This is a genomic window from Curtobacterium sp. MCJR17_043 (assembly GCF_003224315.2).
GTDB lineage: Bacteria > Actinomycetota > Actinomycetes > Actinomycetales > Microbacteriaceae > Curtobacterium.
The window spans coordinates 1,013,461-1,031,423 of sequence record NZ_CP126259.1; the positions used below are offsets into that span (position 1 = coordinate 1,013,461).

The window sequence follows — 17,963 nt, forward strand, 5'->3', positions numbered from 1 at the left end:
CGACCGATCCAACCGTTCCACCTAGGAGGAACCGTGTCCGACCAGAACACGCCCACCACCACGACCAACAGCGGGGCCCCGGTCTCCAGCGACCAGCACTCGATGGGTGTCGGGGCCGACGGCCCTCTCGCCCTGCACGACCACTACCTGGTCGAGAAGCTCGCGCAGTTCAACCGCGAGCGCGTCCCGGAGCGCGTCGTCCACGCCAAGGGCGGCGGTGCGTTCGGTACCTTCACCGTCACGCAGGACGTGTCGCAGTACACCCGCGCCGCGTTCCTGCAGCCGGGGAAGACCACCGAGATGCTCGCCCGCTTCTCGAGCGTCGCCGGTGAGCAGGGCTCGCCCGACACCTGGCGCGACCCCCGCGGCTTCGCGCTGAAGTTCTACACCGAAGAGGGCAACTACGACCTCGTCGGCAACAACACCCCCGTCTTCTTCATCCGCGACGGCATCAAGTTCCCCGACTTCATCCGCTCGCAGAAGCGCCTGCCGGGCTCGCACCTGCGCAACCACGACATGCAGTGGGACTTCTGGACCCTGTCGCCCGAATCGGCGCACCAGGTCACGTGGCTCATGGGCGACCGCGGTCTGCCGTCGTCGTGGCGCCACATGGACGGCTTCGGGTCGCACACCTACCAGTGGATCAACGCCGCGGGCGAGCGCTTCTGGGTGAAGTACCACTTCCTCACCGAGCAGGGCCACGCGACCCTGACGCAGGAGGACGCCGACCGCATCGCCGGCGAGGACGCGGACTTCCACATCCGCGACCTGTACGAGGCCATCGAGCGTGGTGACACCCCGCGCTGGACCCTCAAGGTGCAGGTCATGCCGTACGAGGACGCCGCGAGCTACCGCTTCAACCCGTTCGACCTGACGAAGGTGTGGCCGCACGCCGACTACCCGCTCATCGAGGTCGGCACGATGGAGCTCAACCGCAACCCGGAGAACTACTTCGCGCAGATCGAGCAGGCGACCTTCGCCCCGTCGAACTTCGTGCCCGGCATCGCGGCGAGCCCGGACAAGATGCTCCTCGCACGCATCTTCAGCTACGCGGACGCCCACCGCTACCGCGTCGGCACGAACCACGCGCAGCTGCCGGTGAACGCCCCGAAGAACGAGGTGCACTCGTACTCCAAGGACGGCGCCATGCGCTTCGACTTCCAGAAGGCCGAGGTGCCGGTGTACGCCCCGAACACGCTCGGTGGGGCGCACGCCGACCCGAACGCGACGGACGACGTCCCCGGGTGGGAGTCCGACGGCGCCCTCCAGCGCTCCGCCGCGACGCTGCACCCCGAGGACGACGACTGGGGTCAGGCCGGCACGCTCTACCGCGAGGTGCTCGACGACGCCGCCCGCGAGCGTCTGGTCGGCAACATCGCCGGACACGTCTCCAAGGTGACGCGTGACGACCTGCGCGAGCGCGTCTTCGCCTACTGGACGAACGTCGACCCCGACCTCGGTGCCCGCGTGCGCGCCGCCGTCGTGCCGACCACCCCGGGCTCCAACGAGGACGCGGAGGCGGTCGCCGTCGAGGCGTAGTCGACGCGGGAACCGCCGGGAGGCTCCCCGCCGGTCACGGCCGGACCGCCGCTGGCGCGACGCTCCGGTACCGGCCGGCGGGGGCCCAGGTGCGGGTCCGACTCGCACCGCGCCTCCCGTGTGTCCGGCTGCGTCCGGTGCCCCGGCGTCAGACCTGCTGGCCGTTGAGGAGGATCGGTCCCTCCGGCCAGTCCTCGAGCCGGGCCGTGACCGGACGGACCATCCACCCGCCCTGCTCGGTCTCCGAGACGCCGGCGCCGTCCGCCGTGAATGCACTGAAGGTGCCGACCGCCTCGGGGAACTCGTGCCAGCCCATGTGTGCGTAGAACGGGATCCGGTCCTCACCCGCGCCGAGGAACCCGTACGGCACGCGGAGGCCGTCGAGGACGTCGTGCACGCGGTCCATCAGCTCGCGACCGACGCCCGTGCCCTGCAGCCGCGGTGCGACCCCGACCAGGCCGGTGTCGCCGACCAGGACGTCCTCACCGCCGACCGTGACGAACATCCGCCGGATGCCGACGTGTGCGAGGACGACGCGGTCCTCGGTGCGACCGACCACACGGCGCTCGGGCTGCATCCCCGCCCAGCTCCGGCCGCCGACGTACCAGTGCGACCAGCTCGGGAAGGCCTGCGCCAGCATCGCCGCGATCGCTTCGTGGTCGGTGAGCGTCAGCGCGCTCTCCTCGACCACCTCCCACCGGATGTCGTCAGTCATCGCACCATCCTGCCGGGTGCGCCTGGCCGCCAGCGCGGGTCGGGCTCGCCGCCGGTGGGTCGGGGCTCATCCGCGACCGGTGGTCGTCACCTCGATGCGGTTCGCCCAGGGGTCCTCGAACGCGACCGTCCGACCGTCGTCCGCGGTCTGCACGCCGGCGTCGCGCATCCGGGCGGTGAGCGCGCCGAGGTCGTCGTCGGCCGGCACCTCGATGCGCACGAGGCCCAGCCCGAGGGCGAGCTGTCGGCGTCCGGCCCCGCGCGAGTTCCACGTGTTCATCGCCATGTGGTGGTGGTACCCGCCGGCGCTGACGAACAGTGCCTGGCCGCCCACCGCCGCGGTGGTCTCGAAGCCGAGCGTGTCGACGTAGAACGTCTCCGCGGTGGCGACGTCCCCGACCGACAGGTGCACGTGGCCGACGCGGCCCGGTCGTGATCCGGCGTGCTCGAGCGCCTCGGCCGTCAGGTGCTCCTGCAGGAAGGCGTTCGGGTCGAGGTACACGGTGTCCATGTCGACCGAGCCGTGCGTCCACGACCACTGCGTCCGGTCGCGGTCCCAGTAGAGCTCGACGCCGTTGCCCTCGGGATCCGTGCAGTAGAAGGCGTTGCTGACGAGGTGGTCGGCGCTGCCGGTGAAGGACTGCGGGTAGCTGGTGGCGACGGAGTACAGGGCGGCGGCCAGGTCGGCCCGGGTGTCGAAGAGCACGGCGGTGTGGAACAGGCCGGCCTGCCCCGGGCCGGCGTTCCGGAGCGCCGGCTCGTGCTCGAGGACCAGGACCGGCACGGTGCGTCCGCCCGGTGCGCCCCCGGCAGCCGGACGGCCGAGCACCACGCGGCCGCCCTGCTGCGCGAGCACCGTCAGGCGGACACCGTCCCGGTAGTACGCCGTCATCGCGTCGAGGTCGGCGACCCGGAGCGTGACGGCGCCCATCCCGGTGTCCGCGGCGAGGAGGTCCTGCGAGTGCATGTCCTCAGTGTGCGCCGATATTGGTGACACGTCAACGAAACGCGTCACTTCGCGCTGAAGCCTCCGTCGGTCTTGAGCAGCTGCCCGTTCACCCACCCGCCGTCCGGCCCGCACAGGAAGCTGACGAGCGCGGCCGTGTCCCGAGGCGTCGACGCGCGTCCGAGCGGGGTCTGGTCCACGGCGGCCTGCCGGATCTCGTCGGTCATCCACCCGGTGTCGTTCGGCCCCGGGTTGATCGTGTTCGCGCTGACCCGAACGTCCCCGAGTTCGATCGCGGCACCGACGACGAGTCGGTCGAGCGCGCCCTTGCTCGTCCCGTACGGCAGGTTGAAGCCGACGTGGTCGCTCGTCAGGGCGATCACGCGCCGCTGGTCGAGGGGTGCGTCGGCCCCCCTCGCGGAGCCGGCGCGCGTACGCCTGCACGATGAGGAACGGAGCCCGCACGTTCACGGCCAGGTGCTTGTCGAACGACTCGACAGTGGTCGTCGCGAAGTCCGAGTCGACCGATTCGCAGTGTGACATGACGACCGCGGTCACCGGAGCGCCCGCCTCCGCCTCGGCCCGGCCGACGAGCGCGGCCGCCTGCTCGGCGTCGGCCAGGTCGACCGGGAGGCGCATCACGGCAGCCCCCGCGGCCTCGCACTCCGACACGACCGCGTCCACCCCCCTCCGGGTCCGCGGCTCCGTGCACCCGCTCGTCGTACGGACCCCACCAGCTCAGGGCGAGGTCCCAGCCGTCCGCCGCCAGACGGGTCGCGATGGCGGCACCGATGCCGGCGCGGCGGCCCACCCCGGTCACCAGGGCGAGTGGTCTGCGGTTCGTCATCCGGGCCTCCGTCCCGACCGTGCGTCGGTGCGCGGTCCGGTCCACCCTGGCATCGAACCCGGTCGCTCGTCGGTCCGACCCGACGGGGACGGGCCAAGATGGACCGATGCCCTCCGAACGCCGCGGTCGCCCACGCCCCCCAGGACCTGCCGGTCGAGCACGTCCGCGACCGGATGTCGTCGTACATCTACGGCAACATCACCGTGCTCGCCGTCGCGATCGCGGTCTCGCCCGAGCAGATCCACCACGGAGCCGCCGTGCTCACCGTGCTCGCGACGGCGGTGCTGACGTACCTCGCGCACGTGCTCGCGCACCTCGTGGCACACGCGATCGGGGACACCGCCGACGACACGGCGCGGCGGGAGTCCGTCGCGGTGATCACCCGGAACGCCAACCCGATCGCGACCTCAGGACTCATCCCCGGCGTCCTCTATGCGGCCGCGTGGATCGGGTGGGTACCGGCCGAGTGGGCGCAGACCGCCGCGGTCGTCATCCTGGTCGTCCGCATCGGCCTGGTCGGGGTGTTCCTCCAGCGGTTCCGCGGCAAGCAGCCGTCGTTCCTCGGGCTCTGGGGCGGCCTCGTGCTCGCCGCCGTCGCGCTCGTCATCTCCGTCGTGAAGGTCGTGGTCACCCATTGAGCGAGACAGATCCGTCGGCCGCGACCGAGCAGACCCGTGGCCGGTCCACGGCCCGGTTCCTGCGCGACCTCGTGGTGATCGTGGTGGCGGCGCTGGTCGTGTCCTTCCTGGTGAAGGCGTTCCTGGTGCGGTCGTTCTACATCCCCTCGGAGTCGATGGAGGACACCCTGCTCGTCGGGGACCGGGTCCTCGTGAACGAGCTCGTGCCCGACGTCATGTCGCTCGAGCGCGGTGACGTCGTCGTGTTCCGCGACCCGAACGCGTGGCTCGCCCCGGGGCAGGGCGAGGACCTCATCAAGCGCGTGATCGGGCTGCCGGGCGACCGGGTCGAGTGCTGCGACGCCCAGGGCCGGCTGTCGGTCAACGGGCACGCGGTGGACGAGCCGTACGTGCGCCTGCCGGCGGACGTGAACCGGGTCTCCGGCGAGGACTTCTCGATCACGGTGCCGGACGGCCGTGTCTGGGTCATGGGTGACAACCGGTACAACTCCGCCGACTCGCGCGTGCACGGCAACGTGCCGGTCGAGGACATCGTCGGTCGGGCGTTCGTGATCACCTGGCCGGTCGACCGCTGGTCGGTGCTGTCGCGGTACGGCGACGAGTGGGACGCGGTCCCCGACGCCGACTGAGCGCGAGCGGTGCGCGAGCGGTGAGCGGTGCGCGGTGCGCGGTGCCGGGGGGGAGTCGTGCGCGTGGCCCGTCGACTGGGGTCATGCGTTCCGTGAACTCCGAGAGGGCTTGTCCGGTATCCGCGTTAGCGTGGTCGCATGAGCACCGAGCACGTCGAGCAGACGATCCCCGCTTCCGCTCCCGTCGCGGCTCGTCGTGCTGCGCTGCTCGCCGCACTCGACGTCGTGCAGGGCGGCCCGGAGGAACGGTTCGAGCGCATCACCCGGATCGCCCGAGAGGCGTTCGGCGTCTCCGGCTCCTTCCTCAACCTCGCCGGCGACGACGTGCTCTTCCACAAGTCGCAGCAGTCCGACCAGGTGTTCCCCGGGTCGACGCCCATCCTGGACACGTTCTGCGGCCGGACGCTCGACCAGGACGGCCCCGTCGTCGTGCCGGACGCGCGGGACGACCTGCGCTTCTCCGACCTGCCGATGGTGAACAACGACCCGAACGTCCGCTTCTACGCCGGGGTCCCGCTGCACGTCGGTGCCGACGCGACCAAGGTCGGGACGCTCTGCCTCATCGACCCGAGCCCGCGTGCCCTCGCCCCCCGAGGACGTCGCCCTGCTCGAGGAACTCGGCGTCTGGGCGGAGCGCGAACTGGCCACCGGTCTCGACGACGACCGCCTCCGCACGGTGCTCTCCGGGCTGCAGCCGCACACCCTCGACCTGCCCGGCTGGACCATCGGCGGGACGTCGATCCCGCACGGCATCGTGTCGGGCGACTTCCACGACTGGCGCATCGACGACGGCACGGTGGACCTCACCATCGCGGACGTCATGGGGAAGGGCATGGCCGCCGGACTGCTCGCGGCCGGCATGCGCGGCGCCCTGCTCGCCCGCCGGCACGAGGACCCGTCCACCGCGGTCGCCGGGCTCGAGGAGCAGGTCGCCCCGGACCTCAGCGCCGCCGAGGCCTTCGCGACCCTGTTCCACGGGCGGCTCGACACGGCGACCGGTCGGCTGGCGTTCGTCGACGCCGGGCACGGACTCGTCCTGCACCTGCACGCCGACGGCACCGAGACCGTGCTGCGGTCGCTCGACCTGCCGGTCGGCCTGCACCCGATCGGGATGGACCGCGCGGCGGGGGAACTCGTCCTGGAACCGGGTGACACCCTGCTGCTCGTCAGCGACGGCGCCCTCGAGCTGTGGGACTCGACCCTGGCGTCGCTCTCCCGGCTCGGCGCGCTCCACCGGAAGTCGCCGGACCTGTCGACGTTCCTGGCCGGTGTCCGGGGCCGGGCGCTCGAACACGACCCGGGTGACGACCTGACCGTCGTGGTCGTGTCCCGCGACGCCTGACCCGGCCTGACCGGATGGCAGCGCGACCGGCTGCCTGCCCGACCGGCTGCCTGCCCGAACGGCTGCCTGCCCGATCGGCCGCCTGCCCGGTCGGTCTTCCGCCGGCCGGGACGCGGTCAGGCGCCGAGGCGCTCGATCAGCTCGCGGTAGCGCGCGGCCGTCCGCTCGACGACCTCGTCCGGCAGCACGGGCGGGGTCCCGGTGCGGTCCCAGTTCGCGCTGAGCCAGTCGCGGACGATCTGCTTGTCGAACGAGTCCGTCCGGTTGCCCGACTCGTACGCCGCTGCGTCCCAGTAGCGACTCGAGTCGCTCGTCAGGACCTCGTCCGCGATCCGGATCAGTCCGTCGGCGTCGCGGCCGAACTCGAACTTCGTGTCCGCGATGACCACACCGCGCTGCAGGGCGATCGCCGCCGCCTCGGAGTACACGGCGAGGGACAGGTCACGCAGCGCCGCGGCGTCCGCGGGGCCGACGAGTTCCTCGGTGCGCTCGAACGAGATGTTCTCGTCGTGCTCGCCCTGCGGGGCCTTGTACGCGGGCGTGTAGATGGGCTCCGGCAGGCGGTCACCGTTCGCCAGCCCGGCGGGCAGCTGTACACCGCAGACACTGCCGGTCTCCTGGTACTCGGCCCAGCCGCTGCCGACCAGGTACCCCCCCGCACGACGCACTCCACGGGGAACATCCGCAGCGGCATGACGTGCATGGAGCGTGCCTCGACGGATGCCGGGACGGGCGTCGTCGTCCCGCTCGGGGTGAGCAGGTGGTTCGGGACGTCACCCAGCTGGTCGAACCAGAAGCGGGACAGCCGGGTGAGGAGCTCGCCCTTGCCCGGGATCGGCGGCTCGAGCGCGAAGTCGTAGGCGCTCACCCGGTCGGACGCGACGAGGAGCAGTTCGGTGGCACCGGCGACGTCGGCCGTCGACGCGGGCACGTACAGTTCGCGGACCTTGCCGGAGGAGACGTGTCGCCAGCCCTGGACGTCCGGGGCGGCGCTCATCGGACGACCTTCGCGGCGATGTCGGTGCGGAACTGCGCGCCGGGGAGCGTGATGTCGTGCAGGCCGGCGTAGGCGCGGTCGCGCGCTTCGGCGAAGTCGGCCCCGGTGGCGACGACGCTGAGCACCCGGCCGCCGGTCGCGACGGAGTCGCCGTCGAGGGCGCCCGTCGCCGCGTGCAGCACGGCGACGCCGTCGCGGGCGTTCGCGGCGTCGACACCCGTGATCGTCCGGCCGGTGACCGGGCTCTCCGGGTAGCCCTCGCTGGCCAGGACGACCGTGACGGCCGCCTGGTCGCGGAACTCCGGCCGCGGCGTGGAGCCGAGCTGCCCCGACGCGGCGGCGAGCAGCAGGCCGCTCAGCGGGGTCGCGAGGCGGGGGGAGCACCACCTGGGTCTCGGGGTCGCCGAAGCGGGCGTTGAACTCGATCACCCGCACGCCCTGCTCGGTGACGATCAGCCCGCAGTAGAGCAGTCCGACGAAGGGCGTGCCCTCGTGCTCGAGCTGGCGGACGGTGGGCAGCGCGACCAGGTCGGTGACCTCGTCCACGAAGGCCTGCTCGGACCCCCAGCGGTCGTCGAGCCACGGCAGCGGCGAGTACGCGCCCATGCCGCCGGTGTTCGGTCCGAGGTCACCGTCGGACAGTCGCTTGTAGTCCTGCGCGGGCGACAGCGGTCGGACGTCGTGCCCGTCGCTGAGGAAGAACAGCGAGACCTCTTCCCCGTCGAGGAACTCCTCGACCACGACGTGTCCGTGCTGCAGCCAGTAGGTCGCGTGGTCGATCGCCGCCTGGCGGTCCTCGGTCACCAGGACGCCCTTGCCCGCCGCGAGCCCGTCCGCCTTGACCACGTACGGAGCACCGAGCTCGTCGAGCGCCGCCACTGCCTCGTCCACCGTGCCGGCGGACACGGGACGTCCGGTCGGGACGCCGGCCTCGGCCATGACGCGCTTGGCGAAGGCCTTCGACCCCTCGAGCTGCGCGGCGGCCTTGCCGGGACCGAACACCGGGATGCCCCGGGTGCGGAGCGGGTCGGCGACGCCGGCGATGAGGGGCGCTTCCGGTCCGACGACGACGAGCTCGACGTCGTTCTCGAGCGCGTACTCCGCCACGAGTGGGCCGTTCGTGGGGTCGAGCGACACCGTCTCCACGTCGGCGGCGATGCCGGCGTTCCCCGGCGCTGCCGTGATGACGTGCCCGGCCTGTTCTGCCAGGAGGGCCGTGATGATCGCGTGCTCGCGGGCACCGGAACCGAGGACGAGGATTCGCACCCGATCACCCTACCGAGCCCGATGAGCCGCCCGTAGTGCACCGGCTAGCCTGTGGGGATGCCGCCGAAGACCATCGACGACGCCGTCGGCCGGGCCGCGCTCGACGCCGTCACCGCCGGCGCGACCGACCGCTCCTCGATCGCGACGGCCGTCCGCTGGACCCTGCAGCGCCTGGCCGAGGACGTGCCCGGCAACAGCGTCGAGGTGCGGGTCCCGCCGTTCGCCGCGGTGCAGGCCGTGCCCGGACCGCGGCACACGCGCGGCACGCCGCCGAACGTGGTCGAGACGGACGCGACGACGTGGCTCGCGCTCGCGACGGGTCGGCAGCACTGGGACGACCCGGAGACCACCCGCCGCGTCAGCGCGTCCGGTTCACGGGCCGACATCGCCGCGTTCCTGCCGGTCCGCCTGCCCTGACCCGGCGGCGTGGTGACACGCCCGTCGGTCTCGGTACCCGGGGGGAATTAGGTAGGTCCTACCGATGTGGACCGTGCACCCGCTTCTCTAGCCTTGGTGAAGCCGCCGGGATTCGGACCCGACCCGAACGGGTCCGAACCCGGCGACGCATTCCACGCTACGCGAAACCGGGCGCGGTGTGTCAACGGCAGCGGCGAGTCGTGCTGCATCCCGCAACTTCTTCTGCGGTCTGCCCAGACCGTTCCGTCCTGCTCAGACCGTTCCGTGCGCCGGCCGTTCCCTGCGCGGGGCGTTCCGTGCGCGGGCCGTTCCGTGCCCGGCCCGGTCCATCCCCGGCTCGTTCTGTGTTCAGACGAGTTCGACGAGTTCCGACCGTGCGCGGATGTCCCACTTCGCGAACACGCGCGACATGTGTGCGTCCACCGTCCGGACCGACAACCCGAGTCGGTCCGCGATCCGCCGGTTCGAGTACCCCTGGGCGGCGAGCTCGGCCACCTCGTACTCGCGCTTCGTGAGCGGCTGCTTCGTCCGGCCCGCGGTGACGGCCATGCCGCACGCGGCCAGGTCGGCCTGGGCGCTGGCGATCCACGCGCGGTCACCCGACCGCAGGGCGTCGGCGTACCCGGTGATCGCCGCGGCCAGGGGCCCGTCGACGCGGGTGGCCGCGTCCTGCATCCGCGCGAGGGACGCGGCGGTGTCCCGACCGGCCATCGCGTCCATCGCGTAGTGCAGGGTCTGCGCGTAGAGCACGTGGGTCCACGCGCCCGCCGCCGTCCCGCGCGCGATGATCTCGTCGGCCCGCCGGAGCCCGGACGGGTTCCCGAGCAGCGCCTCGGTCCACGCGATCGTCGTCTCGATCTGGTCGCCGAGGATTCGCATGGCACGGAGCGGTGTGGTCCGCGCCCGCTCCACGGACTCGGCTGCTGCGTCCGGCATGTCGGCGTACGCCTGGGACATGGCCAGACGGGACCACGCGTAGGCCGAGAAGCCGCCGGGGTCGATGACCTCGTACCGCTCGCACGCGGCGGTGAAGGCCGTCACGGCGTCGGACCACCGTCGCTCCCCGAGTGCGCGGTTCCCGATGCCGAAGAGCTCGAGGGTGAAGTCGTACTTGAGGAACGGGTCGGCCCGGATGAGCGGGACCTGCGTCACCATCTCGGCGATGTCCCCGCGCCACACCTGGACCTGGTGCAGCACCGACACGACCTCCCCGACGGTCCACGGCGAGTCCTCGAGGTGGACCGTGGCGGTCGCCAGGCAGGCGTGGGCCAGTCGCATCGCGTCGTCCAGCCGCCCACCGGTGCCGAGGGCCATCACGGCGCACGCGGCGATGGGCAGGAAGGACCGCGGGATCGCCGGGGCGTGCAGGACCCCGGAGCGCTCGATCTCCTGTCGGATCTCGGCGAATTCGCCGCCCCACCCGAGGTGCGAGAGCCGCAGGACGCGTAGCTGCTCGCGCGCGGCCGGGCCGACGTGCGCGACGGCGATCTCGGTCAGCGTCACGGCGGACGCGGCGTCGTCGTCGTGGAACTGCCGGAGGTTGGCGAGTGTCTCGCACGCCTCGACGACCGCGACGTCGTCGACGTCGACGCCGGACGTGGCGAGGCCCCAGGCGGCTTCCGCGTCGACCCGGCCGGCCTCGCGTCCGCTGCTGTACCCGTGGGCGAGCGAGCGCAGGCAGTGGGTGCGGACCCGCTCCGTCGGCGTGAGGACCGCCCCGAGCATGGCGGACGTCAGGGCGATCGTGCTCTCGTGCTCCTGGAGGCCGTTCGCGATCCGCGCTGCGTCGAGCAACTGGTCGACGGGCGGCAGGACACCGCACTCGAGCGCCCACAGGATCGCGCGGAGACGTGCCGCCGGCGGTGCGCCCTCCTGCCGGTCGGTGCGGAAGGCGTTGGCCCGCGCGAACAGGGCGGTCCGTCGGGCGACGGGCACCAGGGCCCGGACGACGTCGCCGACGAGGGGGGTGGGACGACCGTGCGACCGGGCTGCCGGTGCCCGTGGAGTCCATCCGCACGAACCCGAGGCCGACCGCCCGGTCCAGGTCGCTCCCGTCCACCAGGGCGAGCAGGCGGGACACCGGGATCGGCTCGGCGAGCGCGACGATCTCCACGACGTCGCGCAGGTCGCCGGGGAGCGCGGCGAGTTCGGTCCGGTACATGTCGGCCAGGCTGTGGGACGCGGTGACCCGCCCGCGCCAGTACCAGCTCAGCGCGGTGTGCTCGAGCGCGCCGGAGGCCAGGCCGGCACGCACCACCTCGCGCAGGTACAGGGGGTTGCCCTCGGTCGCCCGGTGCACCTGTTCCACCGAGGCGGGTTCCAGCGGGGCACCGAGCGCGCGTTCCAGGAGCGCGGACGTCTCGTCCACGTCGAGCGGCACGAGGTCGATCCGCTCGAGGAGGTCGTCCTGCCAGAGCGCCCGCAGCGGTTCGGCCAGCGCCGTGAAGTCGCGGCAGGTGAGGACGAGCCGCGCGCCGTGGTCGCGCACGAGCCACGCGACGTAGCGGGCGGACAGCGCGTCGAGCAGGTCCGCGTCGTCGACCCGCAGCACGAGCTCCCGACCCTCCGTCCGGGCCGCGCGGCGCAGGAGTTCCTCGGCCGGGACGGGTTCCGTCAGGTCGTCGCCGAGCACGTCGCCGAACCGGTCCGAGACCGCACCGAACGGCATCGAGGAACCGGCGGCGACCGCGGTGATCGGCACGACCAGGGGTGCCGGGTCCGGCGCTCGTCGGACCACGCGGTCGGTCACGCGGGCGGCGACGGTGGTCTTCCCGAGTCCGGGCGCACCGACGAGCGCGACGCTCCACCGGTGATCGGCGACGACCGCGACGGCCCGGTCTTCCTCTCGGCGGCGGAGCACCGGCCATGACAACCGGGCGGGAGCCCGCGTCGGACGGCGGTCACCCGGGTCGGCTTCGTCGACCATCGCGCACCTCCCGTCTCGAAACCCCGCGGTACCGGACCATCATCTCGCGTCCAGTGGATGAACTGCCGCGCGAGCCTCCTCCCAAGGTGGGGGACAATGGGACGGTGAGCGACACCGATCGACCCGACCAGCGTCCGGTCCCGGCACCCGACGTGGTGACCTCCCCGGACCAGGTCACCATCCGACGCGCGCCGCGCTTCAGCGTCTTCATCCTCGGCGGCGCCGTGCTCGGCTTCCTCGTGACGGTCGTCGTCGTCGCGCTCACCATGGGCCTCGACCGCGGCGACCAGCAGGAGACGACGGGCTTCGCCGGGCTCGTCGGGTACTTCGGCCTCTACGGCGTCTCGATCGGCATGCTCGTCGGTGCGCTCGTCGCGGTCGTCCTCGACCGGGTGTCGTCCCGTCGAGCGGCGAGCCTGACCGCCGAGCGGGTCACGGTCGACCCGGTTCCGGAGACGGTCGACGGCGAGCTCGAGGACCACGACGGCCCCGCCACCGGCCCGGCGTCCCCGACCGATGCGACGGCCGAGCCCACTGCAGACGACCAGGGGCAGCCCGAGCGCTGAGGCTGCGGTCGCGGACGCGACCACGAACGGACTGGAGGCCCGTCACCAGCTGGTGACGGGCCTCCAGTCCGTGGTCCCGACGCTCCGGACCGTCGTCAGCTGAGCTGGTTCGCCTCGACCCAGGCGAGGTACTCCGGCGACACCGTGCCGGTGACGTACTCGCCGGTGAAGCAGCTCATCTCGAGGTCCGGGACGTCGGACCCCTCGATGATCGCGTCGCGCATGTCGCCGATCTCCTGGTAGATCAGGTGGTCGCTGCCGAGCACCGTGTTGATCTCCGGGATCTTGCGGTCGTGCGCGATCAGTTCGGCACGGGTCGGCATGTTGATGCCGTAGACGTGCGGGTAGCGGACCGGCGGCGCGGCGCTGGTGAACGTGACCTCGTTCGCGCCGGCGGCACGGGCCATCTCGACGATCTCGCGGCTCGTCGTGCCGCGCACGATCGAGTCGTCGACGATGAGGATGTTCTTGCCCTTGAACTCGGACGACATCGCGTTGAGCTTCTGTCGGACGCTGCGCTTGCGCTCCGCCTGGCCCGGCATGATGAAGGTCCGGCCGACGTAGCGGTTCTTGTAGAAGCCCTCGCGGTACTCGATGCCGAGCTTCTGCGCGACCTGCATCGCTGCCGGTCGGGACGAGTCCGGGATCGGCATGACGACGTCGATGTCACCGGTCGGCGCGTACTGCTCGATGGTGTCGGCCAGGCGGTTGCCGAGACGGAGACGGGCGTCGTAGACCGAGATACCGTTCATCACGGAGTCCGGACGGGCCAGGTAGACGTACTCGAAGGCGCACGGGACGAGCCGCGGGTCCTTCGCGCACTGTCGGGCGTGCATCGTGCCGTCCATCTCGATGAAGACGGCCTCGCCGGGAGCGACGTCACGGACGATGTCGTAGCCGCCGGACTCGAGCACGAGGGACTCGCTCGCGACGACCCACTCGCTCTTCCCCGCGTCGTCGAACTTGTGCCCGAGGATGAGCGGACGGATGCCGAACGGGTCACGGAACGCGAGCAGGCCGTGCCCGGCGATCGTCGCGATCGTGGCGTACGAGCCCTCGACCCGCTCGTGCACGCGCTCGACGGCGTCGAACACCTGCCCCGGGTCCAGGTGCTTGCCGCGGACCTGGCCCTGCAGCTCGTGCGCGAGGACGTTCACGAGCAGCTCGGTGTCCGAGGTCGTGTTGAGGTGCCGGCGGTCGATGTCGAACAGCTCCCGCGTGAGTTCACGCGTGTTCGTCAGGTTGCCGTTGTGCACCAGGACGATGCCGTAGGGCGCGTTCACGTAGAACGGCTGGGCCTCTTCCTCGTTCGTCGCGGCGCCACGGGTGGCGTACCGGACGTGGCCGAGACCCATGGTCCCGAGGAGCGCCCGCATGTCACGGGTGCGGAAGGCCTCGCGCACGTGACCACGGGTCTTGTGCATGTGGTGCACGTGCCCGTCGACCGTGGCGATGCCCGTCGAGTCCTGTCCCCGGTGTTGCAGGAGGAGCAGTGCGTCGTAGATGGATTGGTTTGCAGGCCCCTGCGCAACGAGGCCGACGATGCCGCACATTCGCGGGGTGCTCCAGACCGTAGGATCGGGTGGTACCGAACAAGTCTGCCATGCCCAGCGGAGGACGACGTATGCCCAACCCCTACGCCGAGGCCGGTGTCGACACCGCCGCCGGTGACCTGGCCGTCGAGCTCATGAAGTCCGCCGTCTCGGCGACGCACAACGCGTCCGTCCTGGGCGGCGTCGGTGGCTTCGCCGGGCTCTACGACGTCTCGTTCCTCAAGGACTTCGAGCGCCCGTTGCTCGCGACCTCGACCGACGGCGTGGGGACGAAGGTCGCGATCGCGCAGGCCATCGACAAGCACGACACCATCGGGCAGGACCTGGTCGGCATGGTCGTCGACGACATCGTCGTGGTCGGCGCGAAGCCGCTCTTCATGACGGACTACATCGCCTGCGGCCGGGTCGTGCCGAACCGGATCGCCGACATCGTCGCCGGGATCGCCCGCGGCTGTGCGGCCACGGGCACCGCGCTCGTCGGTGGCGAGACCGCGGAACACCCCGGCCTGCTCGGTCCGGACGACTACGACGTCGCCGGTGCCGCGGTCGGCGCGGTCGAGGCCGGCTCGCAGCTCGGCGCGCACCTCGTGCAGGACGGCGACGCGGTCATCGCGATCGAGTCCTCCGGACTGCACTCGAACGGGTACTCGCTCGTCCGGCACGTCCTCGGCCAGCGCGGCATCGGCTACACGGACACGCTGCCGGAGCTCGGCGGCCTGGTGGGGGGAGGCCCTGCTCGAGCCGACCCGCCTGTACACGTCCCCGCTGCTGGACCTGATCGAGCAGCACCCCGGTGCCGTGCACTCGCTCTCGCACGTGACGGGCGGTGGCATCGCGGCGAACCTGGCGCGCGTGCTGCCCGTCGGGTCCTGGGTCGAGGTCGAGCGGTCCACCTGGCAGCCGCTGCCGGTGTTCCGCGTGCTCGCCGACCTGGCCGGCACCCCGATCGAGGACACCGAGGGCACCTGGAACCTCGGCATCGGCATGTTCGCCGTCGTGTCCGGTGCCGCGGCGGACGAGGTCATCGCGACCCTCGGGGCAGCCGGACTGCCCGCGTGGACGGTCGGCTCGGTGTCGACCGGTGCGCGCGACCTGACCGGGTTCGAGCAGGGCGCCAAGGGCGTCGACGGCGGGGCCGTGCGCCTCGTGGGGTCCTACGCGGGCTGAGGCGCCCCGCCCGGTACCGCCCCTGGGCAGCCCGCTCCCCCGAGGTTCCAGAATCACGGAACCTCGGCGCGCGAGATCCCGCGTTCGTGGCACCGGGACGTCCGACGCGCGGCGAGTTGCGGAACCTCCTCGGTGCCGCGCGTCGTCGCGTTCGCACGACTCACCGTGCCCGGCGTCGTCGAGGTCGCACGACCCGCCATGCGCGCTCCGTCGAGGTCGCAGAAGCGGCCGCCACCGGCGCGCGGAGGCGGCAGATCGCGCAACCTCGGCGGATGCCCGCGGCGGCAGATCGTGCAACCTCGGCGGATGCCCGGCGGCGGCAGACCGTGCAACCTCGGCGGATGCCCGCGCGGCGGCAGATCGTGCAACCCCGGCGGAGGCGAGGCCGGCACGGCGTGCCGCAGCGGAGGCGCGACGAGGCATCCGCCCGGGCACGACGAGACGCCGCGCTCCCCGGAGGAGCGCGGCGTCGTCAGACCGGGAGGTCAGGCGGACTTGTTCGTGTCCGTCTGGTTCTCCAGGTCACCATCGTCACCGAACTCGTCGGCCCAGCGGTCGACGTAGTCGGGCTCGTCCGACTGTTGTGCGACGGAGAGTTCGCGTTCGAGAGCACCGTAGTTCGTGTCCGGGCTGAAGTACTTCAGCTCCCGGGCGACCTTGGTGTGCTTCGCCTTCTGACGGCCGCGCCCCATGCGTGACCCCCCTCTGTGTCGGCTCGTGTCCGGTCTCGGCGGGCGACGAGTGTGCACCCGGGAAGAACAGACGGTTCGTGGTTTGAAATCTGTCGGCCACTTTACCATGTACCCCGTTGCCGACTTCGCCCGGCGCGTCCCGAGCACAGCAGAATCGAGGGTGATGCGCACCGCCGACCAACACGCCCGTGTCGTCGTGATCGGCGCGGGCCAGGCAGGCCTCTCCGTCGCCTGGCACCTCCAGCGCGCCGGACTCACCGCCGGCCGCGACCTGGTCGTCCTCGACCGTGCTCCGGGAACGGGAGGCGCGTGGCAGTTCCGCTGGGAGGCCCTCCGGCTCGGCATCGCGCACCGGGTGCACGACCTGCCGGGCATGCACGAGATGGGGTTGCACTTCGACGACGCGGACCGCTCACGTCCGGCCCGTGACGTCGTCGCGGAGTACTACCGGCGGTTCGAGGAGCACCACGACCTCCGGGTGCGTCGCCCCGTCGCCGTCACGGCGGTCCGCCGCGAGGTCGGGTCCGGTCCCGCCGGGAGCACGCCCGCGCTCGTGGTCGAGACCCGCGACGACGACGGGACCACCGGGGTGATCCGCGCGGAGGTGGTCGTCAACGCCTCCGGTACGTGGGGCACACCGTTCGTGCCGTGGGTGCCGGGTCGCGACGTGTTCCGGGGCCGGCAGCTCGACACGACGGGCTACCGCGACGCGTCGGAGTTCGCGGGGCAGGACGTCGTGGTCGTCGGTGGCGGTACGAGCGCCATTGGCTTCCTGCTCGAGCTCGACGGCGTCGCCCGGACCACGCGGTGGTTCTCCCGTCGCCCGGTGGTCTGGTCCGACGACCCGGAACTCGCGCTCGGCGCCGCCGTGGCGGCCGTCGAGGACCAGGACCGGGCAGCGAAGGCGGGACGGACGCTGCCGAGCATCGTCAGCGGGACGGGCCTCCCGGTCTCCCCGCGGATCCGACGCGGCCTGGCGCGTGGGCTGTTGCAGCCCGAGCCGATGTTCGTCCGGCTCGACGCGGACGGCGTCGAGACCGCGACCGGTGAGCACGTCCACGCCGACGCCGTCATCTGGGCGACCGGGTTCCGCGCGGACCTCCGGCACCTCGCGCCGCTGCACCTGCGGACCGAGGCCGGTGGGGTCGTCGTGGAGGACGGGCGTGCCGGAGCCGAACCGCGCCTCTTCCTCGCCGGGTACGGCCCGCAGGCGTCGACCATCGGTGCGAACCGCGCCGGTCGTCGGATCGCCCGCCAGGTCCTGGCGGTGCTGGCCGCGGACGACGGGGAGCGGTCACCCGCTCGGGCGTGACCGACAGCGGTGGACCCCACCGCTGACATCGGGCGCCTCGCGGCTCCGTCTGGCAGTCCAGGTCGACCGTGACCGTGACGGCGATCGCGACGGAGATGCCGGACGGCGGCCCGCTGGGATGCGGACCGCCGTACAGCAACGCCTGCGGTTCAGTTGGTGCCGCGGCCGGTCTTCTGCTGCAGGCGGTCGATGTTCTCCGAGGCCTCGGCCTTGTTGAGGTCGGCGGGGAGCTCCTCGCCGGCTTCGCGCGCGAGGGTGTCGAGGTAGCTGCGCTGCGGGCCGGTCATCGGCTCGTCACCGGTCACCCACTGCTCGGGGTCCTTGCTCGCGGTGGTCGACGGGTCCGGGCGCTCGCCGCCGAGGGTCTCCGGCTGATTCTGGTCTGCATCACTCATGAGCGTGACCGTACGCC

At 72.1% G+C, this 17,963-nt stretch carries 16 protein-coding genes and 5 pseudogenes; 11 read left to right on the plus strand and 10 right to left on the minus strand.

Features of this window, described 5'->3' with window-relative positions; translation table 11 throughout:
• Positions 1 to 33 precede the first annotated feature (33 nt).
• The gene (locus DEJ15_RS05370; RefSeq protein WP_110823499.1) at positions 34 to 1,539 is read left to right on the plus strand and encodes a catalase; all 1,506 of its coding nucleotides are present in this window, start codon (positions 34 to 36) and stop codon (positions 1,537 to 1,539) included.
• Positions 1,540 to 1,687: 148 nt separating this feature from the next.
• Here the strand turns inward: DEJ15_RS05370 and DEJ15_RS05375 are convergent, their stop codons facing one another.
• The 4 genes and pseudogenes from DEJ15_RS05375 to DEJ15_RS17855 form a co-directional block, all read right to left on the minus strand.
• Positions 1,688 to 2,254, minus strand: a complete 567-nt coding sequence (locus tag DEJ15_RS05375; protein ID WP_110823500.1) for a GNAT family N-acetyltransferase — start codon at positions 2,252 to 2,254, stop codon at positions 1,688 to 1,690.
• 66 nt (positions 2,255 to 2,320) lie between these two features.
• Positions 2,321 to 3,220: a VOC family protein gene (locus DEJ15_RS05380; RefSeq protein ID WP_110823501.1), complete on the minus strand. Its 900-nt coding sequence runs from the start codon at positions 3,218 to 3,220 to the stop codon at positions 2,321 to 2,323.
• Positions 3,221 to 3,264: 44 nt separating this feature from the next.
• On the minus strand, positions 3,265 to 3,582 hold the full coding sequence (locus tag DEJ15_RS17850; RefSeq protein WP_349814943.1) for an SDR family oxidoreductase: 318 nt from the start codon (positions 3,580 to 3,582) through the stop codon (positions 3,265 to 3,267).
• 82 nt (positions 3,583 to 3,664) lie between these two features.
• Positions 3,665 to 3,838, minus strand: a pseudogene (locus DEJ15_RS17855) (SDR family oxidoreductase); the annotation flags it as partial.
• 306 nt (positions 3,839 to 4,144) lie between these two features.
• On the opposite strand from DEJ15_RS17855, the gene DEJ15_RS05390 reads away from it, so the two are divergent.
• The 4 genes and pseudogenes from DEJ15_RS05390 (at position 4,145) to DEJ15_RS05400 (ending at position 6,655) form a co-directional block, all read left to right on the plus strand.
• On the plus strand, positions 4,145 to 4,684 hold the full coding sequence (locus DEJ15_RS05390; RefSeq protein ID WP_284175802.1) for a hypothetical protein: 540 nt from the start codon (positions 4,145 to 4,147) through the stop codon (positions 4,682 to 4,684).
• Entirely contained in the window at positions 4,681 to 5,313 is a 633-nt protein-coding gene (gene lepB, locus DEJ15_RS05395) for a signal peptidase I (RefSeq protein ID WP_110823503.1), read from the plus strand. Before DEJ15_RS05390 ends, lepB begins: the two co-directional genes overlap by 4 nt.
• Before the next feature lie 138 nt (positions 5,314 to 5,451).
• Positions 5,452 to 5,877 (plus strand): annotated as a pseudogene (locus tag DEJ15_RS17860) (GAF domain-containing protein); the annotation flags it as partial.
• A gap of 13 nt (positions 5,878 to 5,890) precedes the next feature.
• On the plus strand, positions 5,891 to 6,655 hold the full coding sequence (locus DEJ15_RS05400; protein ID WP_284175804.1) for a PP2C family protein-serine/threonine phosphatase: 765 nt from the start codon (positions 5,891 to 5,893) through the stop codon (positions 6,653 to 6,655).
• Between the two features lie 116 nt (positions 6,656 to 6,771).
• Here DEJ15_RS05400 and DEJ15_RS05405 read toward each other — a convergent pair.
• Positions 6,772 to 7,652, minus strand: a pseudogene (locus tag DEJ15_RS05405) (phosphoribosylaminoimidazolesuccinocarboxamide synthase).
• A pseudogene (gene purD, locus DEJ15_RS05410) lies at positions 7,649 to 8,918 on the minus strand (phosphoribosylamine--glycine ligase). The pseudogenes DEJ15_RS05405 and purD overlap by 4 nt, the downstream one beginning before the upstream one ends.
• A gap of 57 nt (positions 8,919 to 8,975) precedes the next feature.
• On the opposite strand from purD, the gene DEJ15_RS05415 reads away from it, so the two are divergent.
• Positions 8,976 to 9,335, plus strand: coding sequence for a sterol carrier family protein (locus tag DEJ15_RS05415; protein ID WP_110823507.1), 360 nt, complete (start codon positions 8,976 to 8,978; stop codon positions 9,333 to 9,335).
• Positions 9,336 to 9,683: 348 nt separating this feature from the next.
• Here the strand turns inward: DEJ15_RS05415 and DEJ15_RS05420 are convergent, their stop codons facing one another.
• Positions 9,684 to 11,270, minus strand: a complete 1,587-nt coding sequence (locus DEJ15_RS05420) for a helix-turn-helix transcriptional regulator (protein WP_284175806.1) — start codon at positions 11,268 to 11,270, stop codon at positions 9,684 to 9,686.
• 31 nt (positions 11,271 to 11,301) lie between these two features.
• Between DEJ15_RS05420 and DEJ15_RS05425 the strand changes: the two genes are divergently transcribed.
• Both DEJ15_RS05425 and DEJ15_RS05430 read left to right on the plus strand, forming a co-directional pair.
• On the plus strand, positions 11,302 to 12,204 hold the full coding sequence (locus DEJ15_RS05425; protein WP_284175807.1) for a hypothetical protein: 903 nt from the start codon (positions 11,302 to 11,304) through the stop codon (positions 12,202 to 12,204).
• 161 nt (positions 12,205 to 12,365) lie between these two features.
• The gene (locus tag DEJ15_RS05430) at positions 12,366 to 12,827 is read left to right on the plus strand and encodes a hypothetical protein (RefSeq protein WP_110823509.1); all 462 of its coding nucleotides are present in this window, start codon (positions 12,366 to 12,368) and stop codon (positions 12,825 to 12,827) included.
• Positions 12,828 to 12,922: 95 nt separating this feature from the next.
• Here the strand turns inward: DEJ15_RS05430 and purF are convergent, their stop codons facing one another.
• On the minus strand, positions 12,923 to 14,380 hold the full coding sequence (gene purF / locus DEJ15_RS05435) for an amidophosphoribosyltransferase (protein ID WP_110823510.1): 1,458 nt from the start codon (positions 14,378 to 14,380) through the stop codon (positions 12,923 to 12,925).
• 134 nt (positions 14,381 to 14,514) lie between these two features.
• Here purF and DEJ15_RS17865 point away from each other — a divergent pair.
• A pseudogene (locus tag DEJ15_RS17865) lies at positions 14,515 to 15,003 on the plus strand (AIR synthase related protein); the annotation flags it as partial.
• On the plus strand, positions 14,918 to 15,547 hold the full coding sequence (locus tag DEJ15_RS17870) for an AIR synthase-related protein (RefSeq protein WP_349814944.1): 630 nt from the start codon (positions 14,918 to 14,920) through the stop codon (positions 15,545 to 15,547). The pseudogene DEJ15_RS17865 and the gene DEJ15_RS17870, both read left to right, overlap by 86 nt.
• A 485-nt stretch (positions 15,548 to 16,032) precedes the next feature.
• Here the strand turns inward: DEJ15_RS17870 and DEJ15_RS05445 are convergent, their stop codons facing one another.
• Positions 16,033 to 16,239, minus strand: coding sequence for a DUF3073 domain-containing protein (locus DEJ15_RS05445; RefSeq protein ID WP_110823512.1), 207 nt, complete (start codon positions 16,237 to 16,239; stop codon positions 16,033 to 16,035).
• 163 nt (positions 16,240 to 16,402) lie between these two features.
• Between DEJ15_RS05445 and DEJ15_RS05450 the strand changes: the two genes are divergently transcribed.
• Positions 16,403 to 17,551, plus strand: a complete 1,149-nt coding sequence (locus DEJ15_RS05450) for an NAD(P)-binding domain-containing protein (RefSeq protein WP_110823513.1) — start codon at positions 16,403 to 16,405, stop codon at positions 17,549 to 17,551.
• A gap of 149 nt (positions 17,552 to 17,700) precedes the next feature.
• Here DEJ15_RS05450 and DEJ15_RS05455 read toward each other — a convergent pair whose 3' ends face one another.
• Positions 17,701 to 17,946 carry a DUF3072 domain-containing protein gene (locus tag DEJ15_RS05455; protein ID WP_110823514.1) on the minus strand — a complete coding sequence of 82 codons (246 nt, stop codon included), beginning with the start codon at positions 17,944 to 17,946 and terminating at the stop codon, positions 17,701 to 17,703.
• Between the last annotated feature and the right edge of the window lie 17 nt (positions 17,947 to 17,963).